Origin of the sequence: Streptomyces sp. NBC_01268 (genome assembly GCF_036240795.1) — a bacterium.
Taxonomy (GTDB): domain Bacteria; phylum Actinomycetota; class Actinomycetes; order Streptomycetales; family Streptomycetaceae; genus Streptomyces.
In genome coordinates this window covers 2,890,594-2,909,460 of record NZ_CP108454.1, presented here as the reverse complement: position 1 = coordinate 2,909,460, position 18,867 = coordinate 2,890,594, and the positions used below count along the sequence as shown (strand labels likewise).

Here is an 18,867-nt window from a genome sequence, read left to right as displayed (position 1 = left end):
CGGGCCTCAGCCGTACCGGACGGTGATCGTCGTCCAGGCGCCGACGTGCACCCGGTCGCCGTCCTGGAGCTGTACCGGCACATAGGGCTGGATCGGGTCGGCGGAGCCGTTGATCGTGGTGCCGTTGGTGGAGTTCTGGTCCACCACCGCCCACGAGCCGTCCGGCTGCTGCACGAGCACCGCGTGCTGGTGCGAGACGCCCGGGTCCTCCGGCGGCACCGACAGGTCGATGTCGGGCGACTCGCCGGTGGAGTGCCGGCGGCGGCCGATGCCGATCTGGTTGCCCTGGAGCCGGATGTGCTGCTCCGGCGAGTACGCGGGCAGGTTGAGCCCGGTCGCCTCCGGGCCGCTGCGCTGCATCATCGCCATGAAGTAGTCGCGGTCCGGGCCGATCGTGGCCGTCCACCCCGCGGGCGGACCCGGCTGCCGGAACTGCGCCGGCGGGCCCTGCGGGACCGGACCGGTCGGCGGCGCGGGGGCCGGCGGCGGGGGCGCCGGGGGCTGCGGCTGCGACGGCGGGGAGATCATCCAGTCGTCGTCCGCGCGCGGCTGCGGCGGCATCGGCTGCTGAGGCTGCTGCGGCACGGGCGGCGGCGGAGGCGCCTGGTGGAACGCCTGCGGGGCCTGCGGCGGCTGCGGGGCCAGCGGCGGACGCTGCGGCGGCGCCTGGTGGTGGGTCGGGTCGGCGCCCAGCGGCTCGGCCGGACGGTTCACCTGCGAGGGGCGCGAGCCCTGGTACTCGTAGGGGTCCGGGTGCGACGGCCGCTGCTGCGGGTGCTGGGGCTGCGGCGGCTGCGGCGGCGACTGGAAGCCCGGCGGCAGGTTGAGCGCGGGCGGCGGGCCCTGCTGCGGGTGCGGGGCGATCGGCGTGTACGAGGTCGCCGTGTTCGTGAGGAAGTTCCAGCGGCACTCCTCGCAGAACGGCGCCATGTGCTCGCGCGGCGTCCGGCACTGCGGGCACAGCTCGGCCTGGGCGGTCGCGTTCGGGTCGTAACCCCCGGGACCTCCGGGGCCGTCGTAACCCCCGGGAGCGTCGAAGCCCCCCGGGCCCCCGTAGCCTCCGGGCGCGGGCGGCGGCGGTACGGGACCTCCGGGGCCGGGGTATCCGTACGCGGGCGGCGGCGGCGGGGGAGGCGGCGGTACGGCACCCGTCGGCGCACCCGCCCCGGCCATGCGATGGCCGCAGACCTCGCACCAGTCGTCGGAGACCGACTGGTGTCCGTTCGGGCAGGTCGGCATGTCGGTGCTTCCCCCTCTCGTCGTCCGTCGAGCGTTGTCTCTGGGTGTCTCTGGGTGTTTCTCGGCGCGCTACTTCTTCACGCGAACGGTCTTGGTGGAGCGCGTCTCGAGAGTCATCTCGTCCGCTTCCGCGACCTTCGCCTTCAACCGCACAGTACCCGTCGCCGCGTCGACCACGTCCACTACCTTCGAAAGGAGTTTCGCCGTATCGGCGTTGCCGGAGACCGCCGCGAGCTGCACCGCACGCCCCAGCTTGGCCGTCGCCCCGTCCCGATCGCCCGATTTGCGCGCGTCCAGGCCCTCCTGGATCGCGTCGGCGAGCTCGGCCTGCCCGGTGTAGTGGGCGACCTGCGGGTTGATGGACGTGGACATCACCATGTCGTCGGTCCACACCGCCCGTACCAGTCCCTGGGACAGCGTCGTCGGCGCGCCGCCCGCCGGGTCGGGGACGATCAGCGAGACCCGGGCGGCCAGCATCTCCTGCCCGATCGCGGCCTGCGGGACCCGGACGGAGACGTGGTAGTCGCGGGACTCGTCGCCCCACGAGCCGGTCGGGTAGTCCCCGGCGCGCGGGCCCGCCTCGGTGCGCCGGCCGGTCAGGTCGTCGACCGTCGGCGCCACCTGCTTCACGAAGCCGATCTCCACGCCGACCGGGGTCCACAGGCGCAGCGCGACGTCCGCGACCTCCTTGCCCATGGCGTGCTCCATCATCGTGGTGAAGTCCGCGGCGAGACCGGCCGGATCGGCGACGATGTCGGCCGTGCCGAGCAGCGCCGAGGCGATGCCGGTGACCTCCTTGACCTCCCAGTCGGTCCCCACCCCGCGCGCGTCGCAGGTGAAGCGGCCCGCGCAGGAGTCGAGGGCGTCCCGCAGGTCCTGGGGCGACTCGTGCTCGTTGCGCCCGTCGGTGAGCAGGATGCCGTGCCGGATCGACACGTCGGCCGAGGCGAGCAGCCCGGCGGCGAGCCGCAGCCAGGTGCCGATGGCCGTGCCGCCGCCGGCGCTCAGGCCGCGCAGCGCGTCCTTGGCCTCGGCCCGGGTGCGGGCGTCGGCGACGGCGAGCCGCCGCCCGCCCGGGTACACCTCCTTGGCGAGGTGCGTGCCGGCGACGACGGCGAAGGAGGTGCCGTCGCGCAGGGTGTCGATCGCGGCGGCGGCCGCCTCGCGGGCGCCGCGCATCTTGGACGCCGGGTAGTCCATCGACCCGGAGCAGTCGAGCATCAGGACGACGGCGGCGGAACCGCCGCCCGGCGTGACCGGTCCCGCGGCGGTGCCGCCCCCGGTGGAGGTGACGGTGACGATCGCGTTGACGTCCCGGCCGCCCTCGGGCAGGTACTCGTTCTGGTAGACGTCCACCGAGAACTGCGGCCCGGTCGGCTTGGAGAAGTTGGCCATGGTGATGCGGCTCCTCGGCTCACGGGAGACGTGAGATGAAGGGAAGGTCGGGTCTCGGGTCTCGGGGTCGGGAACGGGACGGGCGCGGCCTCAGGCCGATCCTGCCCCCGTGGACGGCAGGGTGAACGGCAGCAGCGCGACCGTGACGTTGTCGTGGCCTCCGCCGTCGAGGGCGTGGCCCACCAGGACCTGCGCGCCGTGCAGCGGGCGCCCGGCGGCGTCCGGGGGGACGACCCGGGCCATGTCCTCGGCGCCTTCCGCGTAGTTCCACAGGCCGTCGGTGCAGACCACGACCACGCCGGGCCGGTCCGGCTTGAACGAGGCCGTGTGCGGCTCCAGTTCGTACGCGTCGGCGCCGAGCCAGCCGGTGATGGCGTGGGCGCGTTCGTCCGCGTACGCCTCCGCCTCGTTCATCAGGCCCGCGGCGACCATCTGCGCGGCCCACGAGTCGTCCTCGGTGAGCCGGGCGGGCGGCGAGGTGCGGTCGTCCGGCACCCAGTAGGCCCGGCTGTCGCCGACCCAGCCGACGACGAGCAGGCCGCCCGCCACGATCGAGCCGACGATGGTGCAGGCCGGGGAGTTCTGGTGCTCGCGCTCCTTGACGGTCTCCTCCGCCAGGGAGTTGACGGCCTCGGCGGCGGCCACGATCGCCTCGTGCATGGCCTGCTGCGGGTGGGTCCCGCGGGGCAGTGCGGCGAGCAGCGCGGCGTCGGCGGCGGCCGCCGCGGCGGCGGACGCCTCGTCGGGGCGGGTCGCCGAGGACACCCCGTCGCAGACGATGGCGAGCGTGGCGGGGGAGCCGTCGGGCAGCGCGGTCGAGGACACGGCGAAGGCGTCCTCGTTGCGGTGGTGGCGCAGTCCGCGGTCGCTCACGGCGGCGACCGAGGACAGCTCCTCCTCCATGTGGTCCCGCTCGCGCGGCTGGGCGTGCCCGCAGTGCTCGCAGTACCCGTCGCGGTCCACCCGGCCCGTACGGCACGCCACGCACAGCTTCCGGCCGTCGGCCTCGCCCTGGAGCGCGGCACGCGGATCGGGCGCGGCGAGGGTGAAGTCCCCGTCCGTGGTGGGGGGTTCGGCGGGACCCCCGCCGGGGCTTCCGGTCTGCCCGGCGTTCCCGGCGGGGCCCGCGGCGGGGTCGACGGGGCCGGCAGGCGCGGCGGCGGGTTCCGGCAGGCCGTCGGTGCGGACCGGGACCGTCGGCAGGTCCCGGCCGCCCGAGTCGGTGCCCGGAAGCTCGCCGGGGTGCTGGGTGGCCGTGGTCAGCGACCCGGGGTCCCGGGGCGGCGCCTCGGGCCAGTCCACCGGCAGGCTGATCGGCACCGTCGGGCGGTCCGTCGCGGGCTCCGGCTCCGGAGCCGCCGACAGGTCGTATCCGCAGGCCCCGCAGAAGCGGTCGCCCGACTCGAGCGGCTCCGCGCACTCGGGGCAGGTCCCCATGGGGTGCGGCTGCTTGGGCTTCAGGGACATACTCACACCCACGTCCTGGGGCGGAAACGGTTGGCCCGCTCCACCAGTTCGATCCTCTCCTCGCCCTGCTGGGCGAGCCGGGCGAGCACCCGGTACGAGCGTTCGAGGCCGAAGCGCAGTCCGCGCTCGTCCAGTGCGCTGCCGAGCAGCACGGTGCCGGCGGGACCCGCGCCGGGGCTCCCGGACAGCACCCAGTCCAGGGCCGTGCCCAGCACCTCCGTGGAGAGCCGCTCGCGGCGCACCGCGTCCAGGCCGAAGCCCTGCAGGGCCGAGACCTGCGCGGCGGCGGCCGTCAGGTCGGCGCCCAGCGGCTCGTTCGCGGGACGGCGGCGCAGCCGGGCCCGGACCGCGGCGACCCGGGCCGCCGTGTAGTGGATGGACGACTCCGGCACCGACTCCAGGGTGCGCACCGCGGCGGCCCGGTCGCCCGCCGCCAGCTGCACCCGGGCCAGGCCGAACGCGGCGCTGACGTAGCTCGGGTCGGTCGCCCACACCAGGCGGTAGTACTCCGCCGCGTTGTCCAGCTGGCCCAGGAACTCGGCGCAGATGCCGAGCGCCAGCTTGGGCGCCGGCTCGCCGGGGAAGGCGTCGTAGATCGCGTCGAAGGAGAGCGCGGCGCCGGCCTGGTCGCCGGTGACCAGCGAGGTGACGCCCCGGTACCAGACCACCCGCCAGTCGTCCGGGTGCCGCTCCTCCAGGGCGGCGAGCGCCCGGCCGGCCTCGGTGACGTCGCCCATCTCCAGCCGGGCCCGCAGCTCGCGCAGCCGCAGTTCGAGCGAGGCGACGGGCGCGGCGCGCAGGGCAGTGATCAGCTCGGCGGGGGCCGCGGCCAGCAGACCGGCGAGGAAACCGGCGTTGGGGTCGCCCGGGTCCACCCGCGGCACCGGCAGCGCCAGCGCGGTCGCGGGCACGCCGAGCGGGCGCAGGAAGCTGCCGCCCCGACCGGCGACGGACGTCGGCAGCGCCTTGCGGGCCCGCCGGGGGGCGCGTGCCCCGAGGACCGACACGTCGTCCGTGTGCTCCTCGAACAGCTCGGTGTCGGTGACCCGGGTCTCCGCGCCGAACAGCGTCGACAGGGCCGGGCGCGGGCGGCCCGACTGCAGGGCGACGACCTCCCGCAGCACGCCCGTCAGCTGCTCGGCCATCTCCTGCGCGGAGGCGAACCGGCGCCCCGGGTCGGGGTCGGTGGCGCGCACGAGCAGGCGGTAGAACGACTCGTAGGTGCGCAGCACCTCGATGCCGTCGGGCTCGGGCAGCGAGTCGACGAAGACGTTCGTGTAGCCCTGGAAGTCGAAGGTCAGCACGGCCAGGGTGCGTGCGACCGTGTACAGGTCGCTCGCCACCGACGGGCCGAGCTCGGCGACCTCGGGCGCCTGGTAGCCGACCGTGCCGTAGATCGCCGACTCGTCGTCGTCCATCCGCCGGACCGCGCCCATGTCGATCAGCTTCAGCTGGTCCTCGGTCTGGATCGCGTTGTCGACCTTGAAGTCGCAGTAGAGCAGGTTGCGGCTGTGCAGGTGGCCGAGGGCCTCCAGGGCCTCGATGCCGTACGCGCAGGCCTGCTCGACCGGCAGCGGGTCGCGGCGCCCGTCGGGGGTGCGCCGGTCGTTGGCGATCTCCTTGAGGGACTTGCCGCCCACGTACTCCATGACGATGTAGCCGTCCATGGAGCCGGTGCGCTGGTCGAGGTGCTCGACGAAGTTGTAGATGCGGACGATGTTGGAGTGCTCGATCTCGGCGAGGAATCGGCGCTCGGAGATCGCCGCCGCCATGGCGTCCTGGTCGCCGGTGTCGAGCAGGCCCTTGAGGACCACCCAGCGGTCGGAGACCGCCCGGTCCACCGCGAGGTAGATCCAACCGAGGCCGCCGTGCGCGAGGCAGCCCGCGACCTCGTACTGTCCGTGCACCACGTCCCCGCCGCGCAGCTTCGGCACGAAGGAGTAGGGGTGCCCGCACTTGGTGCAGAAGCCCTCCGTGCGGCCGGCCCGGTCGCCGCGCGAACGGCCCACCGGCGCCCCGCAGTCGGAGCGGGAGCAGAATCGCTTCCGCTCGGGCACCTCGGGGTTCGCCATCACCGCGGCCCGCGGGTCGGGGCGCGGCACCTCGGGGACGGTCACCAGGCCCGCGCCGAGCCGGCCCCGGCCGGACTGGCCGCCGGTCGCGCCGGAGCTGCGCACCGACACCGAGCGGGCCGTGCTCTGCCCGGACAGCGAGCGCGACAGGCGCCCGGAGACGGAACGCCGCGAGGTCGAGGAGCGCGAGGAGCTGTGGGAGGAGGCGCGTGAGCTCGACCGGGACGACTCGGACCGGTCGGCCCCCCGCCCGGCCGCCGCGAGCCCCGTCGGGGTGGAGGCGAGCAGCCCCCCGGGCGCGACGACGGGGGCGAGACCGCAGGTGTCGCAGTACAGCTCGCCGCCGCCCATGTCCTCGTACGAGCCCTCGCACGACGGACGCTGACAGCTGCTCACTCCGGTCTCCCCGCTCACCACTGGTTCCCCCTGTCGTCCCTCGGCCCGGACAGTGTCTCCGTCGCCGCCTGCTGGTAGCGCAGGACCGCCTGCTCGGCCACCCGCAGATCGCACGGGGCGCTCCACAGCATCCGGCGGGCCGCGTCGTACCGCTCGATCAGCAGCGGGTCCTCCGCCGCGCCGAGCCGGGCCACCTTCGCCTTGTACGCGTCGAGCCGGCCGCGCAGTTCCGCGCGGACGGCCAGCGGCGCCGTCACCGCGGTCAACGACTCGCGGGCGCGCAGCAGTTCGTCCTCCGCCTCCCGCTCCAGGGAGTCCAGGAGCGGGGAGAGCCGGTGCCACTGGGCGTGCCTGCGGTACTCGGCGGCGGCGACCAGACGCTCGTGCAGGGCCGTCGGCGGTCCGCTGACGGCCGGCACCTCCGAGGCGGCGATCTTCGCGAGGACCTCGCCGCGGGCGGCGCGGGCCTCCGCGAGCGTGCGGTCCGCCCGGGACAGCACGTCCCGCAGGCGCAGCAGCCGGTCCTCCGAGTCCTGCCGGACCTGGAGCACGGCCTCGATCTCCCGCCGGATGTCCTCCAGGGCGCGGGCCGCCCGGTCGTACCGTGCGGTGTCCGGGCGTCCGCCGCCCGGGGCCGAACTGCCCGCCGCGGAACGCCAGAAGGCGAGCGGGTCGGACACCACCTGGGAGCGCAGCGCGGTCAGCTCGGCCGTGATCGCCTCCAGCTCGTCCCCGGCCGGGTGCTCCCCGGGCCGCACTCCGACGGAGTGCGCGAGGGAGCGGGTACGGCCCAGCTCGGCGGCGAGCAGGTCTATCCGCGCGGGCAGCGCCGACCAGACGGCGTCGGCGGTGACGACCACGTCGAGCGAGGCCGCGTACAGCTCGTTCATCCGCCGCACCAGCCGTTCGAGGGTGAACCGCTCGGACAGCGCCGCCTGTTCCAGCGCACCGCCCGGGACGTGCACGCTGTCGCCGCGCAGCCGTTCGGTGAGCTCGGCGAGCTCCTCGCGGCCGGGCCAGCGGCGCCGGGCGCGCAGCTCACGGGCGGCGTGCAGCGCGGCGGTGTACGCGTCGAAGTACGCCCAGAGCAGGGTGATCGTCCGCTCGGTGGACTGCCAGCGGTCCCGGGTGGTCCCGGTCAGCTCGGCGCCTTCGAGCAGTCTGCGGCCGGCGTGGTCCTGGAGCGCGAGGAGCGAGTCCTCGACGGCCTTGTGCTCCGCGCCGAGCCGCGCCAGCGCACGGTCCACCTCGTCCCGGTCCATCACCGGCCCAGGGGGTCCCGTGACGCCCATCGATCACCTCTCGCTCTACTTGTACTTGGGTGCGGGCGGCCCGGATATCCCGGGCAGGTCCGCCTTCAGCCAGGTCTCGTACGCCTTCTGCCAGGGGCCCTGCCGGTAGTCCACCAGGACCTTGTTGACCCGGCGGACCAGGTCGTCGTCGCCCAGCTTGGCGGCCACTCCGTAGTACTCGGTGGTGAACGGCTTTCCCTTGAGCTCGACGGCCGGGTCCTGGGCGGCCTGGCCGGCGGCCAGCGCGTTGTCCGTGAGGACCGCGTCGACCTCGCCCATCTGCAGCCGGGCCAGGCAGTCCAGCTGGTTGGGGACGGTCAGCTGGTCCGGGTCGTCCTTGGTGCCGTCGCCCACGTCCTTGAAGACCGCGCCGAACGACTTCTCCTCCAGGGCCTCGTAGGCCGTGGAGCCCTCCGCGGTGCAGACCCGCTTGCCGCTGAGGGAGGCGTCGTAGCCGGTGATCTCCGAGTCCTTGGGCGCGAGGATCTGCTGCCCGACCTGGAAGTAGGCGGTGGAGAAGGCGACCTGCTGGATGCGCTTGCAGTTGATCGTCATCGTGCGGACCACGAGGTCGACCTTGCGGCTCTCCAGGGCGGCGATCCGCTGGTTGGTCGGGATGGTCCGGAAGACGATGGCGTCCTCGTCGCCGAGGATGTCCTTGGCGATGGCCCGGGCCAGGTCGATGTCGAAGCCCACGAGCCGCCCGGGGGTGGTCTCCTTGCGCCCGTCGGGCAGCACCTTGGTCGTGGCGGGCGTGCGGTAGCCCCAGCGGTAGCTGTTCTGGTCGACGCCCACGATCAGCTTGCCGCGCTGCTTGACGGCCGCCACGGCGGGGCCGTCGACCCCGGACGGGGGCAGCGAGGCCTCGGGGCTCTCGCAGCTCTCCGCGGTCTCCGCCCGCACCTGCAGGCCGGTGCCCACCCCGGGGCCCGTGACGCCGGCCGACGGGGCGCCGGGGGCCGCGTGCGGCAGCGAGAGCAGGGTCAGCGAGGCGGTCAGCGCGCAGACCGTGGCCATGGCGGCGACGCCGCCCCAGCCGCGCAGGCGTCCGGCGACCCGGCACGCGGTGACGCGGACCCCCGCCGGGCCCGCGGGCGCGGTGCGGTCCGGCACCCGGCCCGCCGGGCTCGTGTGCGCGACGCCGTCCGGCATTCCGCCCCCTCTCACCGGTACTCCGACAGTCTGCGGTTGATGCCCGTCACGGCGCAGGCCGCGCCGAGGACGCCGAGGACGGCCGCGCCCAGCGGCAGCCCGGTCAGCGCGTCCCGGCCGCCCTCGGCGGCCCGGGTGAACTCGTCCTGTTCGTGGGCGAGGGCCCGGCCGAGGGCCGCGTCGACCTGGTCGAAGGACCGGCCGGTCGAGTCCGTCGGGCCGACGATCCGCTGCATCGCGCCGTCGAAGTCGCCGGCGTCGTCCTTCTCCCGCGCCTGGGCGTGCCGTTCGCGCCACTCGCCGGCCCGGGCGGCGGCCTCGGTGAGCGGGGCGCGGCCCTCCTCGTCGTCGGCGAGCCGGGTCGCCGAGTCGAGGGCGGCGGTCAGGGCGGAGACGCTCGTCGCGTAGTCCGCCTCGTACTTGTCGCGCTTGCCGTCCTCGGTGAGCACGGCGCCGCGCGCGACGACGGTCAGGTTCTCGCTGGCGCGGGCCTTCAGGGAGCTGATCCGGGCCTCGTTGAGCACCTGGAGGGAGTCCTGGCCGTGCGTCCGGGCGTCGTCGAGGCCCGCGCGGGCCAGGCCCTGTCCGGCGAGCAGCCACACCAGGCCGACCACACAGGCGGCGGTCGCGCCGAGCAGCCCGCGGTTGAACACCCGGTTGGTCTGCGCGTAGCCGCGGCGCTGGGCCCAGACCAGGACGGCGAGCGCCAGCAGGCCGAGGGCGAGCGAGAGGAACGGCCAGACGCGGGCCTCGTCGTCGTCCTGGTGCAGCCGCAGGGTCTCCGCCGCGTACAGCCGCTCGGCGGCCGGCAGCAGCTCCTGGGCCATCGTCTGGTTGGCGTAGCGCAGATAGGCGCCGCCCAGGGGCAGGCCCTGCCGGTTGGCGGCGCGGGCCCGCTCCACCAGGCCGGTGTAGCGGGGCAGGTGCTCGCTGAGCGTGGCCAGCTCGCGGGCCGAGTCGCCGGCGGCGTCGGTGCTGGCGGCGGCCTTCACCAGGAGCCGGGAGGCGGTGGTGACGTCGTCCGCGTACCGCTCGCGGATCTGCGCGGACTCCTGCGGGCCGGCCAGGAACCCGCTCGCGGCGGTGGCGTCGGCGTCGGCGAGCGAGCGGTAGATGTCGGCGGCGTCGGCGCTCAGCGGCTGGCTGCGCCCCACCACGTCGTCCGCGTACGAGGCGCGGTCGGCGACCTCGAAGGCGGTGACGGCCCCGAAGGCGACGACGAGCAGGGCCAGGACGGCGCCCAGCACGCGCAGCCGGCCCGGCTCGGTCGTGGCGGCCCGGCGCAGCAGCTCGCGGCCCTGCGCCCAGGCGCCGGGCGCGGCGGGCGGCGGCACCTCGGCCGGGGTCCCCGCCCCCGCCTGTGCGGGCACGCCGGAACCCGGTCGAGCGGCCGCGCTGGTGGCGCCCTGCGCCGCCGAGGCGGCGGGCGCGTTCGGCGGGTGTGTCACGTGACCTCCCCCTCGGTCTGAGACGTCGACCTGTCCTTCCGGCGGAGCGGCGGACGCCTCCCGGCCAGCAGTATGGCCGCAGCGACCCGCCCGCACACCGGGATTGACTCGATCTTGTTCCTATCGTGCCGCATGCCTGCGGAGCTTCCGCAGGCGAACCCCCCTTCACACATCCCTCACTTTGAATACGTCGCCCGACCGGAATCGGTTCCTTCTCGAACGTCGCTCGTACGAGTGAACATGCGTGCGGGGCGCCCCGTGAGGGAACGCCCCGCATCCGCACCGCCCGCGCCGGTCAGGCCCCGTAGTGCTCCCGCAGCCGCGCCGCCGCGCCGGGAGCCGCGCCCCAGGCGTCCAGGGCCAGCAGCCCCGCGCCCAGCACCGGCGGAGCGGTCACCACACCGATCACCGCCTTCGGGGCCTTCGCCGCGAGGAGTTCCGCGATCCGCGCGTCCAGCCGCGGATGGCGGGCGGCCAGCACGCTGCCGCCCAGCATCACCGGGGCCGCCTCGTCGAGCAGCCCCAGCCGCCCGAGGGCGACCGCGGCCAGCGCCACGACCTCGTCGGCCAGCCGGTCGACCAGGGCCCCGGCGACCGGGTCGCCCCCCGCGCTCGTACGGAACAGCACCGGCGTCAGCTCGTGCCTCCGCTCCACCGGGATCCGCCCCAGGTGCAGCGCCTCGATCAGCGCGTACATCGTCGGCAGACCGAAGTGCCCCGGCAGGGTGCGGACGAGCTCCGTGGGCTCGCCCCGCCCGTCCTCGGCGCGCGCCGCGAACCACAGGGCCTCGTCGGCGAGTCCGCCGCCACCGCCCCAGTCGCCGGAGATCTTCCCGATCGCGGGGAACCGGGCGGTCCGCCCGTCCGGCAGCATGCCGACGCAGTTGATCCCCGCCCCGCACACCACGGCCACCCCGCGCGGCTCGTCGATCCCGGCCCGCAGGATGGCGAAGGTGTCGTTGTGGACGTGGACCGAGCGGCTCCAGCCGCGCGCCTCCAGGGCCGCCTTCAGCTCGGCCTCCTCCACCGGGAGGTCGGCGTTGGCGAGGCAGGCCGCGACCACCTCGAACTCGGCCGGCGTCCCGGCCTCGGCACAGGCCCGGCCGACGATCTCGGCGAGCGCGTCGACGGCCGTCCCCACCCCCACCACGGGGGGCTGGAACCCGCCGCCGCGCGCCGCGCCGAGGACGGTGCCGTCCTCGGCGACGACGGCGACGTCGGTCTTGCTGTTGCCGGCGTCGACGGCCAGCGCCACCCTTCTCACGCCCACGCGAGGTGCTCCCGGTTGTGCGCGATCAGCCGGTCGGTGAGCGCTTCCGCGGAGTCGAACTGTCCCACCAGCGGGTGCGCGAGGAGCGCCTTGAACACCCGGTCCCGGCCGCCCTTCAGGGCGGCGTCGAGCGCCAGGTCCTCGTACGCGGTGACGTGGGAGACCAGTCCCGCGTACAGCGGGTCGAGCCGCGGCACCGCCAGCGGTGCGGCACCGGTCGCGCCCACCGCGGCCTGCACCTCGATCACGGCGTCGTCCGGCAGGAACGGCAGCGTGCCGCGGTTGTACGTGTTCACCACCTGGTACGGGGAGCCGCCCCCGCCGAGGAGCGAGGCGGCCAGGTCCACGGCCGCCTCCGAGTAGAAGGCGCCGCCGCGCTTGCCGAGCAGCGCCGGCTTCTCGTCGAGCGCGGGGTCCCCGTACATCTCCAGGAGCTGCTTCTCCATCGCGGCGACCTCGGCGGCCCGTGAGGGCTTGGAACCGAGCTCCCGCACGACGGCGTCGTGCGCGTAGAAGTAGCGCAGGTAGTAGGAGGGGACGACGCCGAGCCGGTCCACGAGCTCCCGGTCCATGCGCAGGTCGGCCGCGATGGCCTCGCCGTGCTCGGCGAGCAGCCGGGGCAGCACGTCCTCGCCCTCGGGACCGCCGAGCCGTACCCCGGTCTCCCAGGTCAGGTGGTTCAGGCCGACGTGGTCGAGGTGGACCTCGCCGGGAGAGACGTCCAGCAGCGCGGCGAACCTGCGCTGGAAGCCGATCGCCACGTTGCACAGGCCGATCGCCTTGTGCCCGGCCTGGAGCAGCGCCCGGGTGACGATGCCGACCGGGTTGGTGAAGTCGATGATCCAGGCGTCCGGGTTGGTGCGGCGCACCCGTTCGGCGATGTCCAGGACCACGGGGACCGTGCGCAGCGCCTTGGCGAGGCCGCCGGCGCCGGTGGTCTCCTGGCCGACGCAGCCGCACTCCAGCGGCCAGGTCTCGTCCTGTTCGCGGGCGGCCTGCCCGCCGACGCGCAGCTGGAGCAGGACGGCGTCCGCGCCGTCGACCCCCGCGTCGAGGTCCGAGGTGGTGACGATCCGGCCCTCGTGCCCCTGCTTGGCGAAGATCCGCCGGGCGAGGCCGCCGACCAGGTCGAGCCGGTCGGCGGCCGGGTCGACGAGGACGAGTTCGGTGATGGGCAGGGTGTCGCGCAAGCGCGCGAAACCGTCGATCAGTTCGGGGGTGTAGGTGGAGCCGCCCCCCACGACAGCGAGCTTCATAACAGTCGGCTAGCCCTTCACTCCGGTCAGCGTGACACCCTCGACGAACGCCTTCTGGGCGAAGAAGAAGACGAGGATCACGGGGGCCATGACCAGGACGGTCGCGGCCATGGTCAGATTCCAGTCGGTGTGGTGCGCGCCCTTGAAGGACTCCAGGCCGTAGCTCAGGGTCCACGCCCCCGGGTTCTCCGAGGCGTAGATCTGCGGTCCGAAGTAGTCGTTCCACGCGGCGAAGAACTGGAAGAGCGCGACGGCCGCGATCCCCGGCTTCGCCATCGGCAGCACGACCCTGACGAGGGTGCGCAGTTCGCCGCAGCCGTCCACACGGGCCGCGTCGAGGTATTCGTTCGGGATGGTCAGCAGGAACTGGCGCAGCAGGAAGATGGAGAACGCGTCGCCGAAGGCCATCGGGATGATCAGCGGCCACAGCGTGCCGGACAGGTCCAGTTCCTTGGCCCAGAACAGGTACATCGGGATGATCACGACCTGCGGCGGCAGCATCATCATCGAGATCACCAGGATCAGCGAGAGGTTGCGCCCGCGGAAGCGGAACTTGGCGAGCGCGTACGCCACCGGGATCGAGGACACCACGGTCAGGACGGTGCCGAGCCCCGCGTACAGCAGGGTGTTGCGCCACCAGGTGAGGAAGCCCGGGGTCTCGAAGACGCGGACGTAGTTGCCCCACTCCCAGGTGTCCGGGGTGAGGTCGCGGGTGAGCGTCTGCTGGTCGCTCATCAGCGAGGTGAACAGGACGAAGACGAACGGCAGCACGAAGAACAGCGCGGCCGCGACGCCGAGCGAGTGCACCGCGATCCAGTGCAGCAGGGCCTTGCGGCGGGCGGTACGGGCGGCGGGGGTGACCCCGTCGGCCGGCCGGGCCGGCGCCTTGGGGGAGTCGAGTACCTGGCTCACGGGTCAGTCACCTGCCTGGATCAGACCGCCGCGGCGGCGCATGAGCAGCCCGGTGAAGAGCATGGCCAGGGCGAAGAGGACGAGGGCGATGGCGCAGGCCGCTCCGTAGTCGAAGCGCTGGAAGCCGAGGTTGTAGACGAGCTGGGGCAGGGTCAGCGTGGACTTGTCCGGGTAGCCGGGTTCGAACTGCTGGCCGGAGCCGCCCATGACGCCGGAGGCGACCTTCGCGGCCACGAACGGCTGGGTGTAGTACTGCATCGCCTGGATGACGCCGGTGACCACGGCGAACATCACGATCGGCGAGATGTTCGGCAGGGTCACGTACCGGAACCGCTGGAGGGCCGAGGCCCCGTCCAGCTCGGCCGCCTCGTACTGCTCCTTCGGTACGTCGAGCAGGGCGGCCATGAAGATGACCATGAGGTCGCCGACGCCCCAGACCGCGAGCATGGTGAGCGCGGGCTTGGACCAGGCGGCGTCGGTGAACCAGCCGGGGCCGGAGATGCCGACCCCTTCGAGCAGCGAGTTGGCCGGTCCCGTGCCGGGGTTGAGCAGGAAGACGAAGGCGAGCGTGGCCGCGACCGGCGGGGCCAGGTAGGGCAGGTAGAACAGGGTGCGGAAGACCCCGGCACCCGTCTTGATCTTCGTGATGAGCAGGCCGACGCCGAGTCCGAAGACGACCCGGCAGGCGACCATCACGACGACCAGCCACAGGGTGTTGCGCAGGGCCGGCCAGAACATGGGGTAGTCCCGGAGGACGTACGTCCAGTTGTCCAGGCCGTTGAAGGACGGGGCGGTGAAGCCGTCGTAGTCCATGAAGGAGAAGTAGACGGTGGAGACCATCGGGTAGGCGAAGAAGACGCCGAACCCGATCAGCCACGGCGACATGAAGGCCGCCGTCCGAAGCGCCGACCTGCGGCGCTTCGCGCGGAGGGTGTTGGTGTCCATCGGTCGGCTACTTCGCCTTGGCGATGTCGGTGTCGATCTGCTCGGCGGTCTTCGCCAGGCCGGCCTTGAGGTCGGTCACCGAGCCCTTCTCGTACTGGAGGGCGAAGTCCTGGAGCGTGTTGAGGTGGGTCGCGCCGTTGACCGCGCCGGCCGGGGTGTTGGACTTCTCGTGCCGGGCGATGTCGAGGAAGGTCTTGAAGCGCGGGTCGAACTTCAGGTTCGGCGACTTCAGGGCCTCGAAGGTGGAGGGCACGTTGCGGATGTCGTTGGCGAAGCCCACGACGGCGTCGGTGTCCGTGGTCATGAACTTGATCAGTTCCCAGGCGGCGTTCTGCTTCTTGCTCTGGGGGGCGATGCCCATGACCGTGCCGGAGAGGAAGCCCTTGCCGTAGTCGGCTGCCTGGCTGTCCGGTACGGGCATGGGGGCGACGCCGATGTCGAAGGGCACCTTGGCGTCGGTGGCCATGCCGAGCCGCCACTCGCCGTCCATCTGCATGGCGACCTGACCGGTGTGGAAGGGGTGCTTGGCGTTCCACTCGTCGCCGAAGGTGGTGCGGTACTTCTCCAGCTTCTCGTAGCCGCCGAGCTCGTCGACCATCTTCTTCTGGACGGTCATCATCTCGGCGACGGCCGGGTCGGTGCCGACGGTCGACTTGCCGTTCGCGTCGAAGTAGGTCGGGCCCCAGCTGCCCAGGTAGTGCTCGGTGGTGGTCTCGTAGCCGTGGTAGTTCGGCATGAAGCCGAGCTGCTCGTAGGAGTCGCCCTTGGTCTTCGTCAGCGCCTTGGCGGTGGTCAGCAGCTCGGAGTAGGTGCGCGGCGGCTTCTCGGGGTCCAGGCCGGCCTTCTTGAAGGCGTCCTTGTTGTAGTAGAGGCCGTACGCGTCGGTGAGCAGCGGCATCGCGCACCGCTTGCCCTCGAACTGCGTGTACTGGAGCAGCGTCTTCGGGATGATCTTGTCGAGGTCCAGCTTGGACTTCTCGATGAACGGCTTCAGGTCGGCGAAGGCGCCGGAGGAGCAGAACTTGCCGACGTTGGAGGTCGTGAAGGAGGAGACGACGTCGGGGCCCTTCGAACCGCCGGTGCGCAGCGCCTGGTTGAGCTTGTCGTCGTTGATGCCGCCGATGACGTCGACCTTGATGTTCGGGTGGGCCTTCATGAAGCGGGCGATGTTGTCGTTGATCGCCTTCACCTCTGACGGGGCGTTCCAGCCGTGCCAGAAGGTGATCGTCGTCTTGGCGTTGGGGTCGTCCTTGGACTCGTTGTTCGCCGATCCCGTACAGGCGGAGGCGAAGAGCGCTATGGAGGCGGTGGCGGCGAGCGGGGCGGCGAGCCGGCGTCGGCGTGCGGGCATGGAGGGTCTCCCTGGAACGGGCGGGGGGCGGTGGCGGGGGCGGTTCGGGGCTAGCGGGAGGTGTCGAAGACCTCGTCCCGGGTGGCGGCGAGGGCGCTTTCGAGCGCGCCCCGCAGCACGGGGGTCGGCTCCACGGTGGCGAGGACGAGCCGTGGCCGGGAGGCGGCCAGGTCGGCGAGCTGGGTCTGGACGCGGGCCCGCAGCGGTTCGCCGCCCGCGGTGATCGCGAGGCCGGCGAGCACGAGGAGCTCGGGGTCGAGCACGGCGACGAGGGAGGCGAGTCCGGTGGCGAGGCGTTCGGCGTAGCAGTCGAGGAGCCGGGCGTACCGCTCGTCCCCGGTGTGCGCGGTGGCGGCGTGCGCGAGCAGCGCGGCCGCGGTCTCCACGTACGGCTGCTCGCGGGTGTCGATGCCGAGGGACTTGGCGATCCGGGGGATGGCCTGGACGCCGGCCAGCTCCTGGAAGCCGCCGGAGTTGGCCTTGGTGACCTGGCGCACCAGCGGGGTGCCGGGCACGGGCAGGAAGCCGACCTCGCCGGCGCCGCCGGTGAAGCCGCGGTGCAGCCGCCCGCCGAGCACGAGGGCCGCGCCGACGCCGGTCTCGCTCCACAGCAGCACGAAGTCCTCGTGGCCGTGGGCGGCTCCCAGGCGCTGCTCGGCGATGGCGACGAGGTTGACGTCGTTCTCGTACTCGAACGGCATGGGCAGGGCGACGGCCAGCTCCTCCAGGAGGGTGGGGGAGTGCCAGCCGGGCAGGTGGGAGGCGTAGCGCAGGCGCCCGGTGGCCGGGTCGAAGGCGCCGGGGGTGCCGATGACGAGCCGGTGCACGTCGGCGAGGCCGCCCAGCCCGGCGGCGGCGACGGCCCCGGCGAGGGCGTCGACGACCTGCCGGACCACGCCGCCCTCCGCCGTACGGCCGGGCGTCGGCAGCTCGAACTCGCCGACCACCTCGCCGGTGACGTCGGCGACGGCCGCGCGGATCCGGCGCGGCGTGACGTCGAGCCCCGCCGCGTGGGCGGCCCGCGGGTTCACCGCGTACAGCTGCGCGTTGGGTCCGGGGCGCCCGGCGGTGGTGCCGGTCTCGACCACGAGCCCGGCCGCTTCGAGGCGGGCGAGCAGCTGCGAGGCGGTCGGCTTGGAGAGGCCGGTCAGCTTGCCGATCCGGGTCCGCGACAGGGGCCCGTGCACCAGGAGCAGTTCGAGGGCGGCGCGGTCGTTCATGGCGCGCAGGACGCGCGGGGTTCCGGGGGTTCCCGGGGTCGTACCTGCCATGTCGGATCCGCCTCGTCCCGCTGCACTGTTAGGAAAGTTTCCTATTGGGTTGGGAGGAAGGTAAGACGCCCGTCACCGGGGCGTCAAGAGGGCCGCCACGACCCGACGCGCGCAGGGGCGCCCCGCCATCATCGGCGGGACGCCCCTTCGCGCGTACCGGGAGCGGCTACTTGGTCAGGTCAGGCCTCGGCAGCGGCGTGGCCGCCGTCGACTGGGGGGAGGTCGGGGAGGCGAAGGCCGACGGGGCCGCCACGCCCGCCGACGGGTCGGCCGGCGAGTCCTCGGCCTGGGCCGGGAGCACGCCGCCGACGATCCGGATGCCCGCCGCGTCCAGGGCGCGCTTGACCCGCCAGCGCAGCTCGCGCTCCACGCCCAGCTTCTTGCCCGGCATCGTCTTGGCCGAGAGCCGGATCGTCATCGAGTCGAGCAGCACCTCGCTCAGGCCCAGGATCTCCACCGGGCCCCACAGGCGCTCGTTCCACGGCTCTTCCTTCGACATGGCGTCGGTCGCCTCGGCGATCACCGCCGACACCCGGTCCAGGTCCTCCGTCGGGCGGACCGTCACGTCCACCCCCGCGGTCGCCCAGCCCTGGCTGAGGTTGCCGATCCGCTTGATCTCGCCGTTGCGGACGTACCAGATCTCGCCGTCGACCCCGCGCAGCTTCGTCACCCGCAGGCCGACCTCGACCACCTCGCCGGAGGCGACGCCCGCGTCGATCGAGTCGCCCACCCCGTACTGGTCCTCCAGGATCATGAAGACGCCGGAGAGGAAGTCCGTCACCAGGTTGCGCGCGCCGAAACCGATCGCCACACCGGCCACACCGGCCGAGGCCAGCAGCGGCGCCAGGTCGATCTTGAAGGCGCCCAGGATCATCAGACCGGCGGTGCCGAGGATGAGGAACGAGGCGACCGAACGCAGCACCGAGCCGATGGCCTCCGAGCGCTGCCGGCGCCGCTCGGCGTTGACCAGGAGACCGCCGAGGGCCGTCCCCTCCACCGCCTGCGCCGAGCGGTTCATCCGCTCTATCAGCTTCGTCAGGGCCCGCCGTATCAGCATCCGCAGGGTCAGGGCCACGACCAGGATCAGCACGATCCGCAGACCCGTGTTCAGCCAGGTGGACCAGTTCTGCTCGACCCACCCGGCGGCGTTCGTCGCCGTCTCGGCGGCCTCGTCCAGCGTCACCGGAACGGTCGGCGGTGCGTCGGCGGTCGGCAGGGCGGACCAGAGCACGGGGGGCACGGGGGGACCTCCAGGGCAGGGGCGGGCAATCCGTCCACAGTAACGGGGGCACGGCGCGCCCCGGTCGGTGTGTGCACAGGGGAAGACGGACCACGACGGGTGAAGACTCCCGGATGCCCGCCGATGTGGTCGAGAACACCTCGGGCCCGTTACCCCCACGT

General features: G+C 73.5%; 14 protein-coding genes. All 14 read right to left on the bottom strand.

Annotated features, from left to right (window positions below; translation table 11 throughout):
• Window positions 1-6: 6 nt before the first annotated feature.
• The 14 genes from OG309_RS12850 to OG309_RS12785 all read right to left on the bottom strand — a co-directional run bounded on the left by OG309_RS12850 (window position 7) and on the right by OG309_RS12785 (window position 18,697).
• On the bottom strand, window positions 7-1,239 hold the full coding sequence (locus OG309_RS12850) for an FHA domain-containing protein (protein ID WP_329420666.1): 1,233 nt from the start codon (window positions 1,237-1,239) through the stop codon (window positions 7-9).
• 69 nt (window positions 1,240-1,308) lie between these two features.
• On the bottom strand, window positions 1,309-2,634 hold the full coding sequence (locus OG309_RS12845; protein ID WP_329420665.1) for a vWA domain-containing protein: 1,326 nt from the start codon (window positions 2,632-2,634) through the stop codon (window positions 1,309-1,311).
• Between the two features lie 90 nt (window positions 2,635-2,724).
• Window positions 2,725-4,101 (bottom strand): PP2C family serine/threonine-protein phosphatase, encoded by a 1,377-nt coding sequence (locus tag OG309_RS12840; RefSeq protein ID WP_329420664.1) that lies wholly within the window; start codon window positions 4,099-4,101, stop codon window positions 2,725-2,727.
• Window positions 4,102-4,103: 2 nt separating this feature from the next.
• Window positions 4,104-6,524, bottom strand: a complete 2,421-nt coding sequence (locus tag OG309_RS12835) for a tetratricopeptide repeat protein (protein ID WP_329428291.1) — start codon at window positions 6,522-6,524, stop codon at window positions 4,104-4,106.
• A 59-nt stretch (window positions 6,525-6,583) separates the two neighbouring features.
• The gene (locus OG309_RS12830; protein WP_329420663.1) at window positions 6,584-7,861 is read right to left on the bottom strand and encodes a hypothetical protein; all 1,278 of its coding nucleotides are present in this window, start codon (window positions 7,859-7,861) and stop codon (window positions 6,584-6,586) included.
• A 15-nt stretch (window positions 7,862-7,876) separates the two neighbouring features.
• Window positions 7,877-9,013: a glutamate ABC transporter substrate-binding protein gene (locus OG309_RS12825; protein ID WP_443067559.1), complete on the bottom strand. Its 1,137-nt coding sequence runs from the start codon at window positions 9,011-9,013 to the stop codon at window positions 7,877-7,879.
• Between the two features lie 11 nt (window positions 9,014-9,024).
• Entirely contained in the window at window positions 9,025-10,461 is a 1,437-nt protein-coding gene (locus tag OG309_RS12820) for a hypothetical protein (protein WP_443067558.1), read from the bottom strand.
• Between the two features lie 295 nt (window positions 10,462-10,756).
• Window positions 10,757-11,731 carry an N-acetylglucosamine kinase gene (locus tag OG309_RS12815; RefSeq protein ID WP_329420662.1) on the bottom strand — a complete coding sequence of 325 codons (975 nt, stop codon included), beginning with the start codon at window positions 11,729-11,731 and terminating at the stop codon, window positions 10,757-10,759.
• Window positions 11,722-12,987 (bottom strand): 6-phospho-beta-glucosidase, encoded by a 1,266-nt coding sequence (locus OG309_RS12810; RefSeq protein WP_329420660.1) that lies wholly within the window; start codon window positions 12,985-12,987, stop codon window positions 11,722-11,724. The genes OG309_RS12815 and OG309_RS12810 overlap by 10 nt, the downstream gene beginning before the upstream one ends.
• Window positions 12,988-12,996: 9 nt before the next feature.
• Window positions 12,997-13,899, bottom strand: coding sequence for a carbohydrate ABC transporter permease (locus OG309_RS12805; RefSeq protein ID WP_329420658.1), 903 nt, complete (start codon window positions 13,897-13,899; stop codon window positions 12,997-12,999).
• 3 nt (window positions 13,900-13,902) lie between these two features.
• Window positions 13,903-14,844 carry a carbohydrate ABC transporter permease gene (locus OG309_RS12800; RefSeq protein ID WP_329420657.1) on the bottom strand — a complete coding sequence of 314 codons (942 nt, stop codon included), beginning with the start codon at window positions 14,842-14,844 and terminating at the stop codon, window positions 13,903-13,905.
• Between the two features lie 7 nt (window positions 14,845-14,851).
• Window positions 14,852-16,195: an ABC transporter substrate-binding protein gene (locus tag OG309_RS12795; protein ID WP_329420655.1), complete on the bottom strand. Its 1,344-nt coding sequence runs from the start codon at window positions 16,193-16,195 to the stop codon at window positions 14,852-14,854.
• A gap of 50 nt (window positions 16,196-16,245) precedes the next feature.
• Complete coding sequence (locus OG309_RS12790; protein ID WP_329420654.1) at window positions 16,246-17,466, bottom strand: ROK family transcriptional regulator; 1,221 nt, start codon at window positions 17,464-17,466, stop codon at window positions 16,246-16,248.
• A 166-nt stretch (window positions 17,467-17,632) separates the two neighbouring features.
• A complete protein-coding gene (locus OG309_RS12785; protein WP_329428286.1) occupies window positions 17,633-18,697 on the bottom strand; it encodes a mechanosensitive ion channel family protein in 1,065 nt (354 codons plus the stop codon).
• Window positions 18,698-18,867 lie beyond the last annotated feature (170 nt).